We start from the raw sequence: 16,533 nt of genomic DNA, 5'->3' as shown, positions 1-16,533 counted from the left end.
AAGTTACACGTTCCCCGGGCCTTAAGCCGAAAAATATCGCCTATTTGGCCCGGGTCGCGTGATTCGGAGTTTGCTGGTTACGACCTTTGATAGTCGTCTTCAATCCGGATGATGTCGTCTTCCCCGAGATAGCTGCCAGTCTGGACCTCGATCAGTTCCAGCATGATTTTACCGGGGTTCTCCATCCGGTGCACGGCGCCCATCGGGATGTAGATCGACTCGTTCTCGTGCACGGTCTTCACGGTCTCGTTGACGGTGACGCGGGCGGCGCCGCGAACCACGATCCAGTGCTCGGCGCGATGATGGTGCTTCTGCAGCGACAGCCGCCCGCCCGGCTTCACCACGATGCGCTTGACCTGGTGGCGCTCGCCATTGTCGACCGACTGATAGCTGCCCCAGGGCCGATGCACCTTGAGATGCTCCTCGGTGACCTTCGGCGCGACCGCCTTCAGCTTCGTGACGAGACGCTTCAAGCCGTTGGCATCCTTCTGGCGCGAGACCAGCACCGCATCGGCGGTCGCGACCACGACGAGATCGTCGACACCTTCGAGCGCGACCAGCGCGGAATCGGTGGTGACGTTGCAGTTGCGGGAATCCTCGAACACCGCAGCGCCGTGCGACGCATTGCCTTGCGCGTCCTTGTCGGAGAGCTCCCACACCGCGTGCCAGGAGCCGACGTCGGACCAGCCGCACGACACCGGCACCACCGCGGCGCGCGAGGTCTTCTCCATCACGGCATAGTCGATCGAGATCGCCTTGGCCGCGCCGAACGCCTCCGGCTCCAGCGTCACGAAGCCGAGATCGCGGCCGGCATTGTTGACGGCGCTGGTGACGGCCTCGACGCTTCCCGCATCGACCCTGCGATATTCGTCGAGCAGCACGCTGGCCGGAAACATGAAATTGCCGCTGTTCCAGAGATAGCCCGAATTGACGTAGTCGGAGGCCTTCACCGCGTCCGGCTTCTCGACGAAGCGCGCGACCGCATGCACCTCGCCGGAGATGACCTCGCCCGGGTTGATATAGCCGTATTCGGTCGCCGGCCGCTCCGGCTTGACGCCGAAGGTGACGATGCGCCCGGTGCTCGCGGCGTTACGGCCCTCGCGGCAGGCGGCGACGAAAGCGGCATTGTCCTGCACGACGTGATCGGCGGCGAGCGCGAGCACGATGGCTTCACTGGCGCGGTTCTGCGCGAACACGGCGCCGGCTGCGATCGCAGGTCCGGAATCGCGCCGCATCGGCTCGAGGATCACGTCGGCCTCGATGCCGATCTCGGCGAGCTGCTCCAGCACCATGAAGCGATAGGACGCATTGGTGATGACGATCGGACGATCGAACAGGGAGGGATCGGAGACGCGCAGCAGCGTGTCCTGGAAGGTCGAGCGGGTGCCGAACAGCGGCAGGAACTGTTTTGGCCGCACCTCGCGCGAAGCCGGCCACAGCCGCGTGCCGGCGCCGCCGCACATGATCAGGGGGATAATGCGTTTGTCCATCGTCATCTCAAACCTTGAAGTAGTCCCGATACCAGGTGACAAAATTATGGACCCCATGCTCGATCGGCGTTGACGGTGCAAAGCCGGTGTCGCGCATCAGATCCTCGACATCCGCGAACGTTTCCAGCACATCTCCCGGCTGCATCGGCAGCAATTCTTTGATCGCCGTCCGGCCCAGCTCCCGCTCCAGAAGACCGACGACGTGCATCAGTTCCTCCGGATGGTGATTGCCGACATTGTAGAGCTTAAACGGCGCATTTGCGGCAGCCGGATCGTCCGCAGGCACAAGATCGATCAGCTTGGATACTACACGTGTGACATCATCAACATAGGTGAAGTCGCGACGCATTCGGCCATGGTTAAACAGCCGGATCGGCTTGCCCGCCATGATGGCGTTTACGAACAGAAACATGGCCATGTCGGGCCGTCCCCATGGCCCGTAGATGGTAAAGAAGCGCAGGCCCGTGACCGGCAGGCGATAGAGATGGCTGTAGGACTGCGCCATCACCTCGTTCGCCTTCTTGGTCGCAGCGTAGAAGCTCACGGGATGATCGGTCCGGTCCGCAACCGCAAATGGCAATTTTGTGTTGGCGCCATAAACGGAGGATGACGAGGCGTAGACGAGATGACGACAGCCGTTGTTGCGGCAGCCCTCGAGCACGTTGAGAAAGCCAACCAGATTGGAATCGGCATAGGCGTGCGGCTGCTCGATCGAGTAGCGCACGCCGGCCTGCGCCGCGAGATGCACGACCTCCGTAAAACGATGTTGCGCAAACAGCGCCGCCATCGTCTCGCGGTCGGCAAGATCGGCCTCGACAAAGGAGAAGCGGGGGTCGCTCTGCAACAGCGCCAGGCGCGCCCGCTTCAGTGCCGGATCGTAATAGCTGTTGAGATTGTCGAGCCCGACGACGGACCGGCCTTCGCCCAGGAGCTGCCGGGCGACGTGAAAGCCGATGAAGCCGGCGGCCCCGGTGACCAAAATCGCCTGATCCGTCATCCTGTTCCCTGGGGATCCCTAGCCCGATCCTGTTTAGCCGCCACCTCAAGGTGATCGCAATAGGCCCGCCGCGGCTCATGCGCTCCATCACGGCCCTCCACGAGAGGCTCACGAGGGGCTCATGAGGGCTATTGCAAGATCGGCGCCAAAACCATACCAAAGCGGCCGAATTCGGCGCTCGCGTCGGGTTGCCTCAAATCTTCGCAAACCCTGTTCATGCGGGCGAGATGCGCCGAATCCTGCTGTCGACGGCCAAAATCCTGATTTCCGCGGCGCTGCTCTATCTGGCGCTGCGCAAGGTCGATCTGTCCGAACTGTTTTCGCGCTTCACCGTGACCAGCCTGTTCTGGATCGGCGCTGCGATCGCGATCACCTTCCTGCAGATCTTCGTCGGCGTGCTGCGCTGGCGCGAGATCAGCGCCGTCTGCGGCGCGCCGCTCGAGCTCGGCCGCGCCATGCGCTACAACGTGATCGGCTCCTTCTTCAATCAGACCCTGCCGTCGGCGATCGGCGGCGACGCGGTCCGGCTGTGGTTGGTCGCGCGCGCCGGCGCCGGCTGGCGTGCGGCGACCTACTCGATCTTCGTCGACCGTGCGATCGGCTTGATCGCGCTCGCGATTCTCATCGTCGCGAGCCTGCCCTGGAGCTACACCCTCATCACCGATCCGCACGGGCGCTCGGCGCTGCTGCTGATCGATTTCCTGGCACTCGCCGGCGGCCTCGGCTTCCTGGTTTTCGGCGCGCTGAAATGGCGCTGGCTGAAGACCTGGTGGGCCACGCATCACATTCACGCCTGTGCCGTGATCGCGAACCGCGTGATCTTCAGCCGCAGCCGCGGACCGATCATCGCAATCCTGTCGGTGCTCGTCCACGTGCTCGCCGTCGTCATCGCCTGGTGCGTCGTGCAGTCGATTGCGGCCCCGGTTCGCTTCAGCGACGTCTTCCTGCTGGTGCCGCCCGTGATGCTGATCACGATGATGCCGATCTCGATCGCCGGCTGGGGCGTGCGCGAAGCGACGATGGGCCTGGCGTTCGGCTTCGCCGGACTTGCCGCCAACGAAGGCGTCAACGTCTCGCTGCTGTTCGGCGCCGTGTCCTTCATCGTCGGCGCGTTCGGCGGCCTGGTCTGGATCCTCAGCGCGGAGAAAGCCGCGCAGGGGTCGGCGCCGATCGGAGTGCCGGAGTGACGACGCTCGTCGCGGGTCCGGGCCTTGCGGCCGGACTGGTGCTGTTCGCGCTTGCGCCGGCCGTGCTGGCTGCGCTGATCTCCGCCTGCATCACCTGGTGCAGCATGCCGCTGCTGCAGCGTTATGCACTGGCGCGTCCGAACGCTCGCTCGTCACACAAGATTCCGACTCCGCAAGGTGCGGGCATCGCGGTTGTCGCGGCCACGCTGCTGGTGGCTGCGTCCTGGGCGGCCTGGACGTACGGCGCGATTCCCTTGCCTCTGATCGGCGCCGCCGTCCTGATCGCGATGGTCGGGCTCGTCGACGACATCAGGCCCCTGCCCGTGCTGCTCCGCCTCGTGCTGCAGGCGGGAGCCGTGGCGGCCGTCGTGTTCACGACACCGGAGACCGCGCGCATCGTGCCGGCCCTGCCGCTGGCGCTGGAGCGCGGCCTCATCCTGCTCGCCGGAATCTGGTTCGTGAACCTCGTCAATTTCATGGACGGGCTCGACCTCATGACGGTGGCGGAGGTGGTGCCTGTCACCGCCGCGCTCGGATTGCTCGGATGGTATGGCGACCTCTCGCCGTCCGCCGCGCTGCTCGCCACGGCGCTGTGCGGGGCCATGCTCGGCTTTGCGCCGTTCAACCGACCAGCCGCAAAGGTCTTCCTGGGCGATGTCGGCAGCCTGCCGATCGGCCTCTTGCTCGGCTGGTGCCTGCTGGAGCTCGCCTGGCGCGGACAGCCCGCCGCGGCGCTGCTGCTGCCCGCCTATTATCTTGCGGATTCCACCATCACGCTGTTTCGGCGCATCGCGCGGCGCGAACCATTCTGGTCGGCGCACCGCACGCACTTCTATCAGCGCGCCACCGACAACGGCTTCACGGTCAAGCAGGCGATCGGCGAGGTGTTCGCGCTCAATCTCGTGCTGGCATTGCTTGCCGTCGTCGTCGTTCGCGCCGGCTCGACAACGGTCACGGTCGTCTCCCTGATCGCAGGTGTGGTCGCGGTCGCCCTCGTGCTGCGGCGGTTCTCCCGCCCTCAGGCATCCTGAGCCGACAGCGCCAGCCTCAACCCCTCGTCGAGCGAGACCTGCGGCTGCCAGCCGGTCGCCAGCGCCTTGGAGATGTTGAGCTCGAGCGAGCCGATCAGGCTGTCATGCGTATCCTGCCGGCCCATGACGCTGAGCAGCGTGCTGAGCAGACCCGGCGGCACGCCGAACAGCCGCAGGTTCTTGCCGGATGCTTCGGCCAGACGAGTGATGAATTCGGGCGTCGAGACCTGCTCCCTGTCGGCGACGAGGAATATCTCGAAATTGCTGGCGGGATCGGGATGGCCGAGCCGGCGCAGGATGAACGACGAGAGGTTCTGCACGGCAAGGAAGGCGCGCTGGTTGCGGATCGCGGCAAACGGCAGCGGCAGCCCGAGATGGACCGCGCGCGTCAGCAGCGCGAAATTGCCCTTGGCGCCCGCGCCATAGACCAGCGGCGGCCGGATCACCGAGATCTTCATGTCGTTGTCGCGCGCCAGCGTTCTCAAGCCCGCCTCGGCCGCAGCCTTGGACATGCCGTAGAGGCCGCGCGGCGTCAGGATGTCGCTCTCGTTGAACGGGGCGCGGCCCTCGTTGCTGCGGCCGTGCACCAGCACGGTGCTGACGAAGACGAACTGGCGCACGCCGGCCGTCGCCGCGCAGCGCGCCAGATGCAGCGTGCCGGCGATGTTGACGTTGCGGTAGAGCTGGACCGCATGTTCCTCGTGCTTGTGATGCACGCGCGCGGCGAGATGGACGACGGCGTCGACGCCTTCCAGCGCGGCCTGCCAATCGGTCTCGGGACCGATCGTTTCGATCACGACTTCGTCGTCGGCACCTTCCGCGCGGCGGACCGCGCGGCGAACCGACCATCCCTCGCGCCGGAGCGCCGGCACGACATGATGGCCGACGAACCCGCTCGCTCCCGTCACCAGCACGACCGGTTTCTTCTCGCTCATCGTTGCTCCGAAAGGTCCGGGGTGCGCAACAATTCGTCGATCACACCGGCATAGGCGTTCATCGCCGTCGTCCGGTCGAATCGCAATGCCGTCTTCACCGCGCGCTCCGTCATCGCATCGTCGTTGGAGCGGGACGCCGCGCGGATTGCCGCGGCGAGCTGGTCCGGGCGGCCCGGCGTCACGACCCAGCCGAGCCCGCTCTCCACCACCGTCAAGGCGGCCTCGGCCTCCGGCTCGGACACCAGCACAACGGGACGGCCGACCGCCAGCAGATTATAGAACCGGCTCGGTACCGACACGCCCGCAACGTCCTTCCGGTACGGAATGATCCAGAGATCGGCGGAGGCGAGGAACGCCTCGAGCTCGGCATCCTCGACCCGCCCGACAAAGGAGACATTGGGCAGGTTCGCCGCCGCCTGCAACTGCTTCAGCCGTTCGAAGCCGATGCCCCAGCCGGACAGCAGGAAGTGAATGTCGGCCTCGTCCTTCAGAAGCCGCGCCGCCTCGAACACGATCTCCGGATCGTGGGTGAAGCCGAGATTGCCCGACAGGCCGACGATGAAGCGCGCCGAAAGCGCCTTGCGGAACGGGTTGTCCGAATTGACCGGCCGCGGCGCGGGCACGAGCGTCGCCCAGTTCGGGATGAAGCGGATCTTGTTCCGCCTCATTCCCGAATAGCTCAGCAGCGGCCGCTCTGCGTCGCGGCCGATGGTGATGACGGCATTGAGCGCGCGGAACATCAGGCTGTTGGCGGCGCGCATCGTCCGCGTCACGAGCGAGCCCGGCTTCAGCAGACCCGCCATCACCAGCACGTCGGGAAAGAGGTCGTGCATGATCAGCGCCGAGCGTGCGCCCTTGAGCCTGGCTGCCGCCGCCACCGCATAAGGCAGCATGAATGGGGCGGTGACGGTGAGCACGACGTCCCCTGCCTTAAGCTCCCGCATCAATGCGAAGAACGTGCGCGCCGCGAACAGCAATTCCGAGGCCCCACGCCGCACCAGCGCCGCCTTGCCCGCCATGCGGTTCTTGATCGCGACGACGCGCGGCTTGCCCGGACCGGTCTGCAAGTCCGGCAATGCGCCCGGCCAGCCGGAGAGCACGACCACCTCGTGCTCGGCAGCAAGATGGCAGGCGATCTCGGCCATGATCGCAGCCGTCGTGCTCGTATCCGGCGGATAATGCTGGCTCGCGACGACGATCTTGCCTCGAGGCTGCATGGTCAGGCCGCGGTCGACCCGAATTCGGGCACCGCATCCTTCAGGATGGTCCTGATGGTGGCGCGATCGTCGCGCGCGATCGCCTGTTCCAGCGCCGCGATCCATTTGCGCAGCGTCTGCATTGGCGGCTCGTTCGGCTGCGCGGCCATGATGCCGGCAACACCGATCTCGCGGGTCGGCTCCTCGGTGGCGAACAGGATCTCGTGCAGGCGTTCGCCCGGCCGCATGCCCGTGAACACGATCTCGATGTCGTAGCCGGGCTGCAGTCCGGATAGGCGGATCATGCGCTCGGCGAGGTCGACGATCTTCACCGGCTGGCCCATGTTGAGCACGTAGACCGAGACGTCGGGACGGTGCGTTCCGAGCGCATGCGTGGCCGCGGTGATGACGAGATCACAGGCCTCGCGGATGGTCATGAAGTAGCGGACCATGTCGGGATGCGTCACCGTCACCGGGCCACCGGCCTCGATCTGGGCCTTGAATTTCGGAACCACCGAGCCGTTCGAGGCCAGCACGTTGCCGAACCGGACCGAGATCAGCCGCATCGGCGGCCTGGCGCCGTGCGCCCCGGCTGCGAGGTCGTGATCCAGCGCCTGGCAGTACATCTCCGCAAAGCGCTTGGTCAGGCCGAGCATCGATACCGGCTCGATCGCCTTGTCGGTCGAAATCATCACCATGGCTTCGGCGCCGGCGGCAACGGCGGCATCCGCGACGTTGATGGAGCCGAAGATGTTGGTCTTGACGCCCTCGCTCCAGTCACGTTCGAGGATCGGCACGTGCTTGAGCGCGGCGGCGTGGAACACGATGTCCGGCTTGAATCCGGCCATCAGGCGCATGATGCGCTCGCGGTCGCGGATGTCGGCGATGCGCCCTTCGATCTCGGCGGCCGCGCCTCGCGCGGCGAGCGCTTCCGTGATGGCGTAGAGCGCGGGCTCGGAGTTTTCCACGATCAGGAGCCGCGCGGCGCCGAAGGCGACGACACGCTCGCAGATCTCGGACCCGATCGAGCCGCCGCCGCCGGTGACGATCACCGCCTTGCCGTTGATCAGCGCCTCCAGGCGCGCATAGTCGATCGTCTCGCTCGGCCGCAGCAGGAGGTCCTCGACCGCGACGGCCGTGAGTCGCGGCGTATCGCCGCTCTCGAGCGAGGGCATCCTGTTGACGATCACACCCAGCTTGCGCGCCCGCATCAGGATCGATTCCGGGCGCGCTTCCGGCTCGAATGCCGACGGCGTCATGATGAGGCGCGCGATCGCCTTGTTGCGCTTGGCGAAGTCGGCAATGACGTCCTCGACGTCGTCGATGCCGCCCAGCACCGGCACGTTGCGAATGAACTGGCCCCGGTCCGAGCTCGACGGCGACAGCACGCCGACAGGCCAGATGCGCTTGATCGCCCCGCTCTCGATGCCGCGCAGGAGCACCTCGGCATCCGCGGCGCGGCCGATCAGCAGCGTCGGCGCGGCCTCCTCGCCCCTGGCGTGACGCCGCACCCGCGTATAGCGGAAATAGCGGTAGGTCATGCGCAGCGCGCTGAGGAAGGAGATCTCGAGGAACCAGTAGAGGACGATCGTCACCTTGCCGAGGAAGAAGGCGCCGCGGACGTTGGGGGCGACGAAGATGTAGTCGAGCACGAGCAGGGCGACCGTGAGCACGGTCGCGACGCGGATGATGTTCAGCGCGTCAGGCAGCGAAATGAAGCGCCATTTCGTCGTGGTCAGGTTGAAGATGAAGAACACGACCACGCTGAAGGCGAGGAAGTAGGGCAGGATCTGGAACAGCAGCGGCAGGCGGTCGAAGAAGCCGTCGCCACCCTCGAATCGCAGATAGAAGGCGGCAAAAAGCGCCGCCGCGGTCGCCAGCAGGTCGTGGAGCGCGATCAGGAAATTGCGCAAGGTGAGATGCGAAAGACGCGTCATCCGCCGACCGATGAAAACCCAGTTAGATGCAACCTGACCGCGCTGATAGCCCATCTGGACAGGACTTGCCAGCACAAGACTTCCCAGCACGGGACTTCCCAGCACAGGACTTGCCCGCAAGACTTACCCGCAACATTTGCCGGACGGGCGGCCTTTCAGGAACCGGCTTCCCCCGTCTTCGCCTCGGCCTGTTGCGCCCGGATCACCATGCCGCCGGCAACGCCGACGCCGATGACGTACATCCAGCCCTCGTGGAAGTCGAACAGATGGGAGTTGAACAGCGAGGTGAAGACGTTCTGCACCACCACCAGGAGCCCGATCCAGTTGGCGAGGCCGTCGCCGCGAAACAGCCGCAAGTGCAGGATCCAGATCGCGTAGAGAACGGCGATGCCGATCACGCCCCATTGCACGGCAACGTTGAGCGTCTGGTTATGCGGGTTGCCGATCACCTCGGCGGAGGCCTGGTACAGCCCGCCGGGCGTCGCGACGCGTTCGAACAATCCGCGCGTCGATCCGGTGCCGTGCCCCTTGATCGGCGCCTCCGCGAAGAAGCCAAGCGACTTCCGCCAGAATTCGAGGCGCAGGCCGAGCGAGGTCGGCTCGCCCTTTTCCACATAACGCGTGTAGTCGTCGGAAAACCTCTCGGCGGTATGGCGCAAATGCGGCGAGGCCTGCCAGGCAAGAACGGCGCCGACGAGCAAAGCGGCGGAGATGAGCCCGATGCTGCGCCATTTGAGATGAAGCAGCGCGAACACACCGAACATGATCGGAACGGTGACCAGCGCGGTGCGTGACACCACCACGAAGGTCATGTTGACGAAGAAGCTCAGCGCCAGCGCCGTCAGCAGCCCGGCGAACCAGTATCGCTTCTCGCGCAGCAGCAGCACGATCGGATAGGCGAGCGCGACCGCGCAAAGCGCGAATTCCTGACTCTGGTCGATGTAATTCTTGACGAAGATGCCACGCTCGGCCGGATCGTTCTTGAGCGCGAGGTTCGGGTAGAAGGCGACCAGCCAGGACATCACCGACAACAGGGCGCAGGACACCAGGAAGGCGATGAAGATCCAGCGGCCGCGCGGCGAGCGCTCGAAATGATAGAGCAGGACCGGCAGCACCAGCAGCTTGACGGTCGGATTGACCGCATAGAAGCGGGCGCCCCAGGTCGCGTCCGACCACAGTGTCCCCACCAGCGCGAGCAGGACCAGCGCGATCGGCGCAATGCAGATCGGACGCTTCAGGGATTGCAGGAACGCACGGACGTCGAGGAACGGCACCATGCAGAGCAGCATCAGTGCGTTGAAGATCCCCGCCAGCGAGGTCGACCAGGGCAGCGAGGCCGCGGTCAGCACCGCAAATATATCGACGGTCTCGCGCCAGGCGGCCGGGCTGCGCAGGCGGCGAAGCAGCATTTCGCCGGTCGTCTCGCGTGCCAACGCCGTCACTTGCCCCCTCCCCGCGCGCGATGCACCAGCGCCGTGGTGCTGAAGCCCTGGAGGATGTCGACCAGCACGACCGTGCCGCCGGCTTCCTCGACGACCTCATGGCCGACCACCTGCTCGCGGGTATAGTCGCCGCCCTTCACCAGCACGCCGGGCTTGATCCGGGTGATCAGGTCGATCGGCGTGTCCTCATCGAAGATGACGACGAGATCGACGGCCTCGAGCGCGGCGAGCACCTCGGCACGCGCGCGCTCGTCCTGGACCGGCCGCTCGGCACCCTTGAGCCGCCGCACCGAGGCGTCGCTGTTGAGGCCCACGATCAAGCGGTCGCAGGCGGCGCGCGCCGCGGTCAGCACCTTGACGTGGCCGGGATGCAGGATGTCGAAGCAGCCATTGGTGAAGCCGACGCGCTGGCCCTGCCTTTTCCATTCGGCGAGTTGCGCCTCGAGTGCGGCCGGCTCGAGCACGATCTTCTCCTCGGCGGCGAGCGTGGCATGCGGCAGGATCTTCCGGCGCAGTTCGGCCGCACTCACGCTGGCAGTGCCTTGCTTGCCGACGGCGACGGCGGCAGCGGCATTGGCGATGCGCAGCGCCGTGTCCCAGTCCGCGCCTGTCGCAAGCGACACCGCGAGCGCGGCGGCGACGGTGTCACCGGCGCCGGAGACGTCGCGCACTTTGACCGGAAAAGCCGGAACGTGAACCGCCGAGCCGTTGCGCGGCACCAGGGTCATGCCGTGCTCGCCCTGGGTGACCAGGATCGCCTCGCAATCGGCGAGCCGCATCACGTCCTCGCTGGCCTCGACGATGCTCTGCACCGTCTCGGCGCGGCTGCGGGTGGCTTCAGAGAATTCCTTGCGGTTGGGCGTCAGCAGCGTGGCGCCGCGATAGATCGCCCAGTTCAGGCTCTTGGGATCGACGATCACGGGCTTGCCGAGCTTTCGCGCGGCGTCGATGGTGTGGCGGATGACGCGCGCCGTCAGCACGCCCTTGGCGTAGTCCGAGAGCAGCACGATGTCGGCGCGCGCGATCTGCGGCAGGATCGCCTCGATCAGCTTCGTCTCGATGTCATCGGAAGCAGGCGCCGCCTGCTCCCAATCCGCGCGCAGCATGTGCGTGGAAAAATGCTCGGAGACGAAGCGGACTTTTCGCGTGGTCGGACGCGAGGGATCACACACCAGCACGTTTTCGATTGCAGCGTGCTCATCCAGCGCCACCTTGAGCCGTGCACCGGCATCGTCCTCGCCGACGAGCCCGACGAAGATGCAGCGCGCGCCGAGAGAAGCGACGTTGCGCGCGACGTTGCCGGCGCCGCCGATATGGATTTCGCTGCGCTGCGCCGCGATGACGGGCGCCGGCGCTTCCGGCGAGATCCGCGACACCTCGCCATAGACGAACTCGTCCAGCATGATGTCGCCGATGCACAGTACCGTGCGGCCCGAGATGGCCTGCGCGAGGGCGTCAAAGTCGAGAATGGGCGTCGGCATTGTCCTGCAGCCTCAGATCCCTGGAGCCTCAGCGGAAGCGGTCGGGCCGGTCGAGGTAATCCCCGACATAGGCCTTCACCGCGTCCTCGAGCGTCGTGAAGCCGCCGTTATAGCCGGCGCGGTGGAGACGATCGACCTCGCTCTGGGTGAAATACTGGTAGCTATCGCGGATCTGCTCGGGCATGTCGATGTACTCGATGTTGGGCCTGGCGCCGAGCGCCGCATAGGCAGCCAACATCAGATCCCTGAAGCTGCGCGCCTTGCCGGTTCCGACATTGAAGATGCCGGACACCGACGGCGTCGCCAGCAGCCACGTCACGACACGCACGACGTCGTCGACATAGATGAAATCGCGGCGCTGATCGCCGTCGGCGATGCCCTCGCGATGCGACTTGAACAATTGCACGACGCGGCCGGCCTTGACGTCGTCGAAGCGGCGCGCCAGCACGCTCATCATCGAGCCCTTGTGGTATTCGTTGGGCCCGAACACATTGAAGAATTTCAGACCCGCCCATTGCGGCGGGAGCTTCTCGCCGCGCGCGGCACGTTCGGCGACCGCGAGATCGAACATGTGCTTGCTCCAGCCGTAGAGATTCATCGGCCGCAGTTTCTTCAGCGCCGGCAGCGAGTCGTCGTCGTCAAAACCCGCCTCGCCGTCGCCATAAGTCGCCGCCGAGGAGGCGTAGATGAACGGCACCGCGTTCATCGTGCACCAGTCCAAGAGGCGCATCGACAAGCGGAAATTGGTCTCGAACACGAGGTCGCCGTCGGTCGCAGTGGTCGCGGAAATCGCCCCGAGATGGATCACGGCATTGAGCTTGCGACCCTTCAGCCAGTCCATCAGCTCGGCGGGCGGGACGACATCCACAAGCTGGCGCTTGGCGAGGTTCCGCCACTTGCCCTCGTTACCCAGGAAATCGCAAACCACGACGTCGCTGCGGCCCGCGTCATTGAGCGCAGCCACGACATTCGACCCGATAAAACCGGCCCCGCCGGTCACCAGCAACATTCCGAAATCCCTGCCCGATCTTTGCGGCCCGGCCCTGCCGTAGCGCATGAGCCGCCAAAGTGTAAGCGGTTTTGGGATTGAGCGGTCTGCCCGCTTTACCTGCCGGCCCGGAGCGGCTACCGAACCGCCACAATCAGATTGCCCGGCCCCATCAACGAATGAACAAAGATTCGCAACTTAGCGGAGCTGCAGATCGGAGCGACACCCGCCCGATTCTGATTATTCCCTACATGTGGATCGGCGATTTCGTCCGGAATCACACTGTCGTCCGGGTCCTGAAGGAGCGCTGGCCGAGCCGGCCGGTCGATCTCCTCACCACCTCCCTGTGCGCCCCGCTGGTCGATTACATGCCCGGCGTGCGCAAGGGCATCGTCTGGGACCTGCCGCGCGGCCGCCTGGCCGTCGCCCGCCAGTTCGCCCTGGGGAAGCTGCTGCGCGAGCGGAACTACGGCACGGCCCTGGTGCTGCCCCGAACCTGGAAGGCGGCCATTGCGCCCGCCCTTGCCGGTATCCCTGAACGGGTCGGCTTCGTCGGCGAATTCCGGTTCGGCCTGCTCAACCGCTGGCGCTGGGGCGAGAAGAAGCTGCCGCGCTTCATCGACAAGAACGCCGCCCTGGCCCAGCCCGACGGCGCCCCGCTGCCGGCGGAATGGCCGGTGCCGCAATTGCGGGTCCCGGCCGAGGACATCGTCCGCTGGCGGCAGGCCAACGGCCTCGGCGCCGGCGCCGCGGTGGCGCTCGCCCCCGGCTCGGTCGGCGCCTCAAAACGATGGACCTACTATCCGGAGACCGCCCGGCTGCTGGTCGAGCGCGGGCTGGAGGTCTGGGTGGTCGGCGGCCCCGCGGAAAAGGGACTAGCCCAGGAGATCGTCGCGGCGGGCGGCTCGGGGACCGCTGGCGGACCGGGGGTCCGCGACCTCACCGGCAACGATTTGCGCAACGGCGTGCTGGCGATGGCGGCGGCCGGCGTCGCCATCTCCAACGATTCCGGCCTGATGCACATCGCAGCAGCGCTGGGCACGCCCACCATGGGAATCTTCGGCCCGACCAGTCCCTATCTCTGGGCGCCGCTGAATGGCCTTGCCGCGACCGTGGTGCAGGACAAGGAAAAGCTGTCCTGCCAGCCCTGCCAGAGCACGATCTGCAAGATGAACGATCATCGCTGCATGCGGAATATCGCAGCGAGCGAGGTGGTGGGGATTGCCGAGAGGGTGCTGGGTGAAGCTGCGCGGGCGGGGGACTAGCCGTCGCCCGCGGGCGCGGCCCGCATCGTCGCAAGAGAGCGGCCGATGAGGCCAAGCCTGTGCACGCGCCAGCTCATAGGGAGCTGTCAGAGCACCGACTGGAATGTTCCCTTCCTTGCTGATGGCCCGGATCATTTCCAGCGTCAGGGGACGGACGCGATTCAAAATTTCAGACGCCCGGATCGATTCAAATTCCCAAAACGGGAACTAAACTTTCGCCTGCCGACGCGTCAAATGAGATTCGTAAAATCCGCATTTCGCCACACAGGCCTCCAAGCCATTGATTCTGCTCGTATCGCCTACTGTGCATGGGGTTGTTTTCGCAAATTTTGTCTCACAGCAGGGGTCGATAGACCTCCCCGATCCGCGCCGCTTCCGCGTCGAGGCTGAACTTTGCCAGCACCCGTGCCCGCCCCCGCTCGCCCATCTCGGTCGCGGCATCCACATCGCGCATCAGCGGCTCCAGCGCCGCGGCCAGCGCATCCGCATCACCGGTCGGAATCAGCACGCCGCTCACGCCATCCTCGACCACGAGCTCGGCTGCACCGGCGCGTGCGGCGACCAGCGCGCTGCCGGCCGCCATCGCTTCGATCAGCGTCAACCCAAAACCCTCATTGCGCGAGGTGAAGGCGTAGATCGTCAGCCGCTGATACCAGCGCTGCACCGCTTCGATCGGCAGCTCGCCGGTGATGACGATGCGCGATTGCAGGCCGGCGGCTTCGATCCGCTTTTTCAGGTCATTGGCAAAAGACGTCTGCTCGGCCGTGACCTGGCCGACGATCACGGCGGTGAAATCGGGATAGCGCGGCAACAGGCGGCACATCGCATCGACGAACACATCGGTGCCCTTCTGCGCGCGCACGCGGCCGAAGCAGCCGATGGCGTAGCGGCCCGGCAGCGCGGCCTCCGCGAACGCCGCAGCGCGGTCGATCGGCGGCGCATAGATGTCGGTGTCGACGCCATGCGGGATCACGGTCGCCTTCACCTTCAGGAACGAGGCCGAAAGATCTGACGTCGCGATGATCGCGTCCATGCGCCGGATCAGCCAGCGCGTGATCCAGCTATGATGCCGCTGCGCCGCCGAGGTGAAGACGAGCTTCAACGGCCAGCCGAGCGCGCGCAGCGCGACGCCCGCGATCATCTCGTTGTTGCGCCGCGCATGCCAGATCAGCGGCGCCTTGCGGCGCCATAGCTTGAGGAAATCCGCACCGCTCAGCCGCGCGATCCCCGCGGGCGCATCAGATCCGAACCACGCCGCGCGGTACAGTTTGGCCAGCCGCGGCGCCACCATCCGGTTGGTCGCGGTGACCCCGGAATAGCGCCTGTGCAGATTTGGCACGATCACTTCGAGATCGCCGGGAAAATTCGCCACGTCATGCTCCGTTTCGCAAAGTCCCTATACGCAACATTAAGCATAGTGACCAGTTCAGCCGCGCCGAAACCCCCTCTTCACCGCGCAAACGTTAACTTGGCGCGTTGATCGAAGACGGGTGAGATCATGACTGTGCTTGTCACCGGCGGCGCCGGCTATATCGGAAGTCACACGGTCCTCGCGCTGGCGGAAGCCGGCGAGGACGTCGTCGTGATCGACGATCTCTCGACCGGTTTCTCCGCGTATCTGCCCGAGGGCGTGCCGCTGTTCATCGGCGATGCCGGCGACGAGAACCTGCTCGAAGGCGTGATCGCGCAGCACAACATCGAGAGCATCATTCATTTCGCCGGCTCCGTCGTCGTGCCGGATTCGATGCGCGATCCGCTCGGCTACTACCGCAACAATTTCACGACGGCGCGCAACCTGCTCAACGTCGCCGTCAAGCGCGGCATCGGCCGCTTCATCTTCTCCTCGACCGCCGCCGTCTACGGCAATCCGGACCAGGTGCCGGTGCCCGAGCACGCGCCGACGCGGCCGCTGTCGCCCTATGGCTCGTCCAAGCTGATGACCGAGATCATGCTGCACGACGTCGCCGCCGCCTACGGCATGCAATACGTGACCCTGCGCTATTTCAACGTCGCCGGTGCCGATCCGCAGGCGCGCATCGGGCTTGCCACCGTCGGCGCCACGCATCTGCTCAAGATCGCGGTCGAGGCCGCGACCGGCCAGCGCGCCAAGATCGACGTGTTCGGCACCGACTATCCGACCCCCGACGGCAGCTGCATTCGCGACTTCATCCACGTCACAGACCTCTCGCAGGCGCATCGTTCGGCGCTGGCCTATCTGCGCAACGGCGGCGCCTCGACGACGCTCAATTGCGGCTATGGCCGCGGCTATTCGGTGCTGGAGACGATCGACGCGGTGCGCCGGGTGTCCGGCCGCAGCTTCGCCGTGCAATACGCCCCGCGCCGGCCCGGCGACATCATGACCATGGTCGCCGACACCAGCCGCATCCGCGGCCTGCTCGACTGGAAGCCGCAATACGACGACCTCGAGACCATCGCGGCCCACGCTTTGGCGTGGGAGGACAAGCTGTTCCACGAGCGCCACGGCGAGCTCCGCCACGCCGTCTCGGCCTAGATTCCATCTGAGCGCAAGCCCTTAATTGGGCTTGAAAAACGCCGCTTGAGCGGGCACAGAGGCCACTCGATC

The 16,533-nt window shown here is 65.8% G+C and carries 13 protein-coding genes; 4 read left to right on the top strand and 9 right to left on the bottom strand.

Translation table 11 applies throughout. The features are described from left to right. Positions 1-77 precede the first annotated feature (77 nt). Both AABA84_RS12140 and AABA84_RS12135 read right to left on the bottom strand, forming a co-directional pair. On the bottom strand, positions 78-1,490 hold the full coding sequence (locus AABA84_RS12140; RefSeq protein ID WP_338306576.1) for a mannose-1-phosphate guanylyltransferase/mannose-6-phosphate isomerase: 1,413 nt from the start codon (positions 1,488-1,490) through the stop codon (positions 78-80). 7 nt (positions 1,491-1,497) lie between these two features. Continuing rightward, the gene (locus tag AABA84_RS12135) at positions 1,498-2,487 is read right to left on the bottom strand and encodes an NAD-dependent epimerase (RefSeq protein ID WP_338306577.1); all 990 of its coding nucleotides are present in this window, start codon (positions 2,485-2,487) and stop codon (positions 1,498-1,500) included. Positions 2,488-2,714: 227 nt separating this feature from the next. Between AABA84_RS12135 and AABA84_RS12130 the strand changes: the two genes are divergently transcribed. Both AABA84_RS12130 and AABA84_RS12125 read left to right on the top strand, forming a co-directional pair. After that, on the top strand, positions 2,715-3,674 hold the full coding sequence (locus AABA84_RS12130; RefSeq protein ID WP_338306578.1) for a lysylphosphatidylglycerol synthase transmembrane domain-containing protein: 960 nt from the start codon (positions 2,715-2,717) through the stop codon (positions 3,672-3,674). Further along, a complete protein-coding gene (locus tag AABA84_RS12125) occupies positions 3,671-4,705 on the top strand; it encodes an MraY family glycosyltransferase (protein WP_445083408.1) in 1,035 nt (344 codons plus the stop codon). Before AABA84_RS12130 ends, AABA84_RS12125 begins: the two co-directional genes overlap by 4 nt. Here the strand turns inward: AABA84_RS12125 and AABA84_RS12120 are convergent. From AABA84_RS12120 to rfaD, 6 genes are all read right to left on the bottom strand, one after another. After that, positions 4,693-5,640: an NAD-dependent epimerase/dehydratase family protein gene (locus tag AABA84_RS12120; protein ID WP_212250596.1), complete on the bottom strand. Its 948-nt coding sequence runs from the start codon at positions 5,638-5,640 to the stop codon at positions 4,693-4,695. The genes AABA84_RS12125 and AABA84_RS12120 overlap by 13 nt on opposite strands. Next, positions 5,637-6,857: a glycosyltransferase family 4 protein gene (locus AABA84_RS12115; RefSeq protein WP_338306579.1), complete on the bottom strand. Its 1,221-nt coding sequence runs from the start codon at positions 6,855-6,857 to the stop codon at positions 5,637-5,639. The genes AABA84_RS12120 and AABA84_RS12115 overlap by 4 nt, the downstream gene beginning before the upstream one ends. Before the next feature lie 2 nt (positions 6,858-6,859). Beyond that, on the bottom strand, positions 6,860-8,773 hold the full coding sequence (locus AABA84_RS12110) for an SDR family NAD(P)-dependent oxidoreductase (RefSeq protein WP_212250600.1): 1,914 nt from the start codon (positions 8,771-8,773) through the stop codon (positions 6,860-6,862). Between the two features lie 155 nt (positions 8,774-8,928). Then, positions 8,929-10,215: an O-antigen ligase family protein gene (locus AABA84_RS12105; protein ID WP_338306580.1), complete on the bottom strand. Its 1,287-nt coding sequence runs from the start codon at positions 10,213-10,215 to the stop codon at positions 8,929-8,931. Then, the gene (rfaE1, locus tag AABA84_RS12100) at positions 10,212-11,696 is read right to left on the bottom strand and encodes a D-glycero-beta-D-manno-heptose-7-phosphate kinase (protein WP_338312163.1); all 1,485 of its coding nucleotides are present in this window, start codon (positions 11,694-11,696) and stop codon (positions 10,212-10,214) included. The genes AABA84_RS12105 and rfaE1 overlap by 4 nt, the downstream gene beginning before the upstream one ends. Positions 11,697-11,724: 28 nt before the next feature. Then, complete coding sequence (rfaD, locus tag AABA84_RS12095; protein WP_338312162.1) at positions 11,725-12,705, bottom strand: ADP-glyceromanno-heptose 6-epimerase; 981 nt, start codon at positions 12,703-12,705, stop codon at positions 11,725-11,727. Between the two features lie 158 nt (positions 12,706-12,863). Here rfaD and waaF point away from each other — a divergent pair, with 158 nt between their 5' ends. Beyond that, on the top strand, positions 12,864-13,949 hold the full coding sequence (gene waaF / locus AABA84_RS12090) for a lipopolysaccharide heptosyltransferase II (protein WP_338312161.1): 1,086 nt from the start codon (positions 12,864-12,866) through the stop codon (positions 13,947-13,949). Between the two features lie 334 nt (positions 13,950-14,283). Here waaF and AABA84_RS12085 read toward each other — a convergent pair whose 3' ends face one another. Further along, positions 14,284-15,321, bottom strand: a complete 1,038-nt coding sequence (locus AABA84_RS12085) for a glycosyltransferase family 4 protein (RefSeq protein ID WP_338312160.1) — start codon at positions 15,319-15,321, stop codon at positions 14,284-14,286. Between the two features lie 126 nt (positions 15,322-15,447). On the opposite strand from AABA84_RS12085, the gene galE reads away from it, so the two are divergent. After that, positions 15,448-16,461, top strand: coding sequence for a UDP-glucose 4-epimerase GalE (galE, locus tag AABA84_RS12080; protein ID WP_338312159.1), 1,014 nt, complete (start codon positions 15,448-15,450; stop codon positions 16,459-16,461). Positions 16,462-16,533: the final 72 nt, after the last annotated feature.

Origin of the sequence: Bradyrhizobium sp. TM239, from assembly GCF_036247985.1 — a bacterium.
Taxonomy (GTDB): domain Bacteria; phylum Pseudomonadota; class Alphaproteobacteria; order Rhizobiales; family Xanthobacteraceae; genus Bradyrhizobium; species Bradyrhizobium ottawaense.
The sequence above is the reverse complement of the archived record's forward strand: the minus strand, read 5'-3'. Positions and strand labels throughout refer to the sequence as shown.

Coding starts and splice junctions, on each gene's coding strand:
- AABA84_RS12110 (WP_212250600.1), bottom strand. CDS start 8,773: ATGACGCGTCTTTCGCATCTCACCTTGCGCAATTTCCTGATCGCGCTC.
- galE (WP_338312159.1), top strand. CDS start 15,448: ATGACTGTGCTTGTCACCGGCGGCGCCGGCTATATCGGAAGTCACACG.
- AABA84_RS12140 (WP_338306576.1), bottom strand. CDS start 1,490: ATGGACAAACGCATTATCCCCCTGATCATGTGCGGCGGCGCCGGCACG.
- waaF (WP_338312161.1), top strand. CDS start 12,864: ATGAACAAAGATTCGCAACTTAGCGGAGCTGCAGATCGGAGCGACACC.
- AABA84_RS12130 (WP_338306578.1), top strand. CDS start 2,715: ATGCGCCGAATCCTGCTGTCGACGGCCAAAATCCTGATTTCCGCGGCG.
- rfaE1 (WP_338312163.1), bottom strand. CDS start 11,696: ATGCCGACGCCCATTCTCGACTTTGACGCCCTCGCGCAGGCCATCTCG.
- AABA84_RS12115 (WP_338306579.1), bottom strand. CDS start 6,857: ATGCAGCCTCGAGGCAAGATCGTCGTCGCGAGCCAGCATTATCCGCCG.
- AABA84_RS12120 (WP_212250596.1), bottom strand. CDS start 5,640: ATGAGCGAGAAGAAACCGGTCGTGCTGGTGACGGGAGCGAGCGGGTTC.
- rfaD (WP_338312162.1), bottom strand. CDS start 12,705: ATGTTGCTGGTGACCGGCGGGGCCGGTTTTATCGGGTCGAATGTCGTG.
- AABA84_RS12135 (WP_338306577.1), bottom strand. CDS start 2,487: ATGACGGATCAGGCGATTTTGGTCACCGGGGCCGCCGGCTTCATCGGC.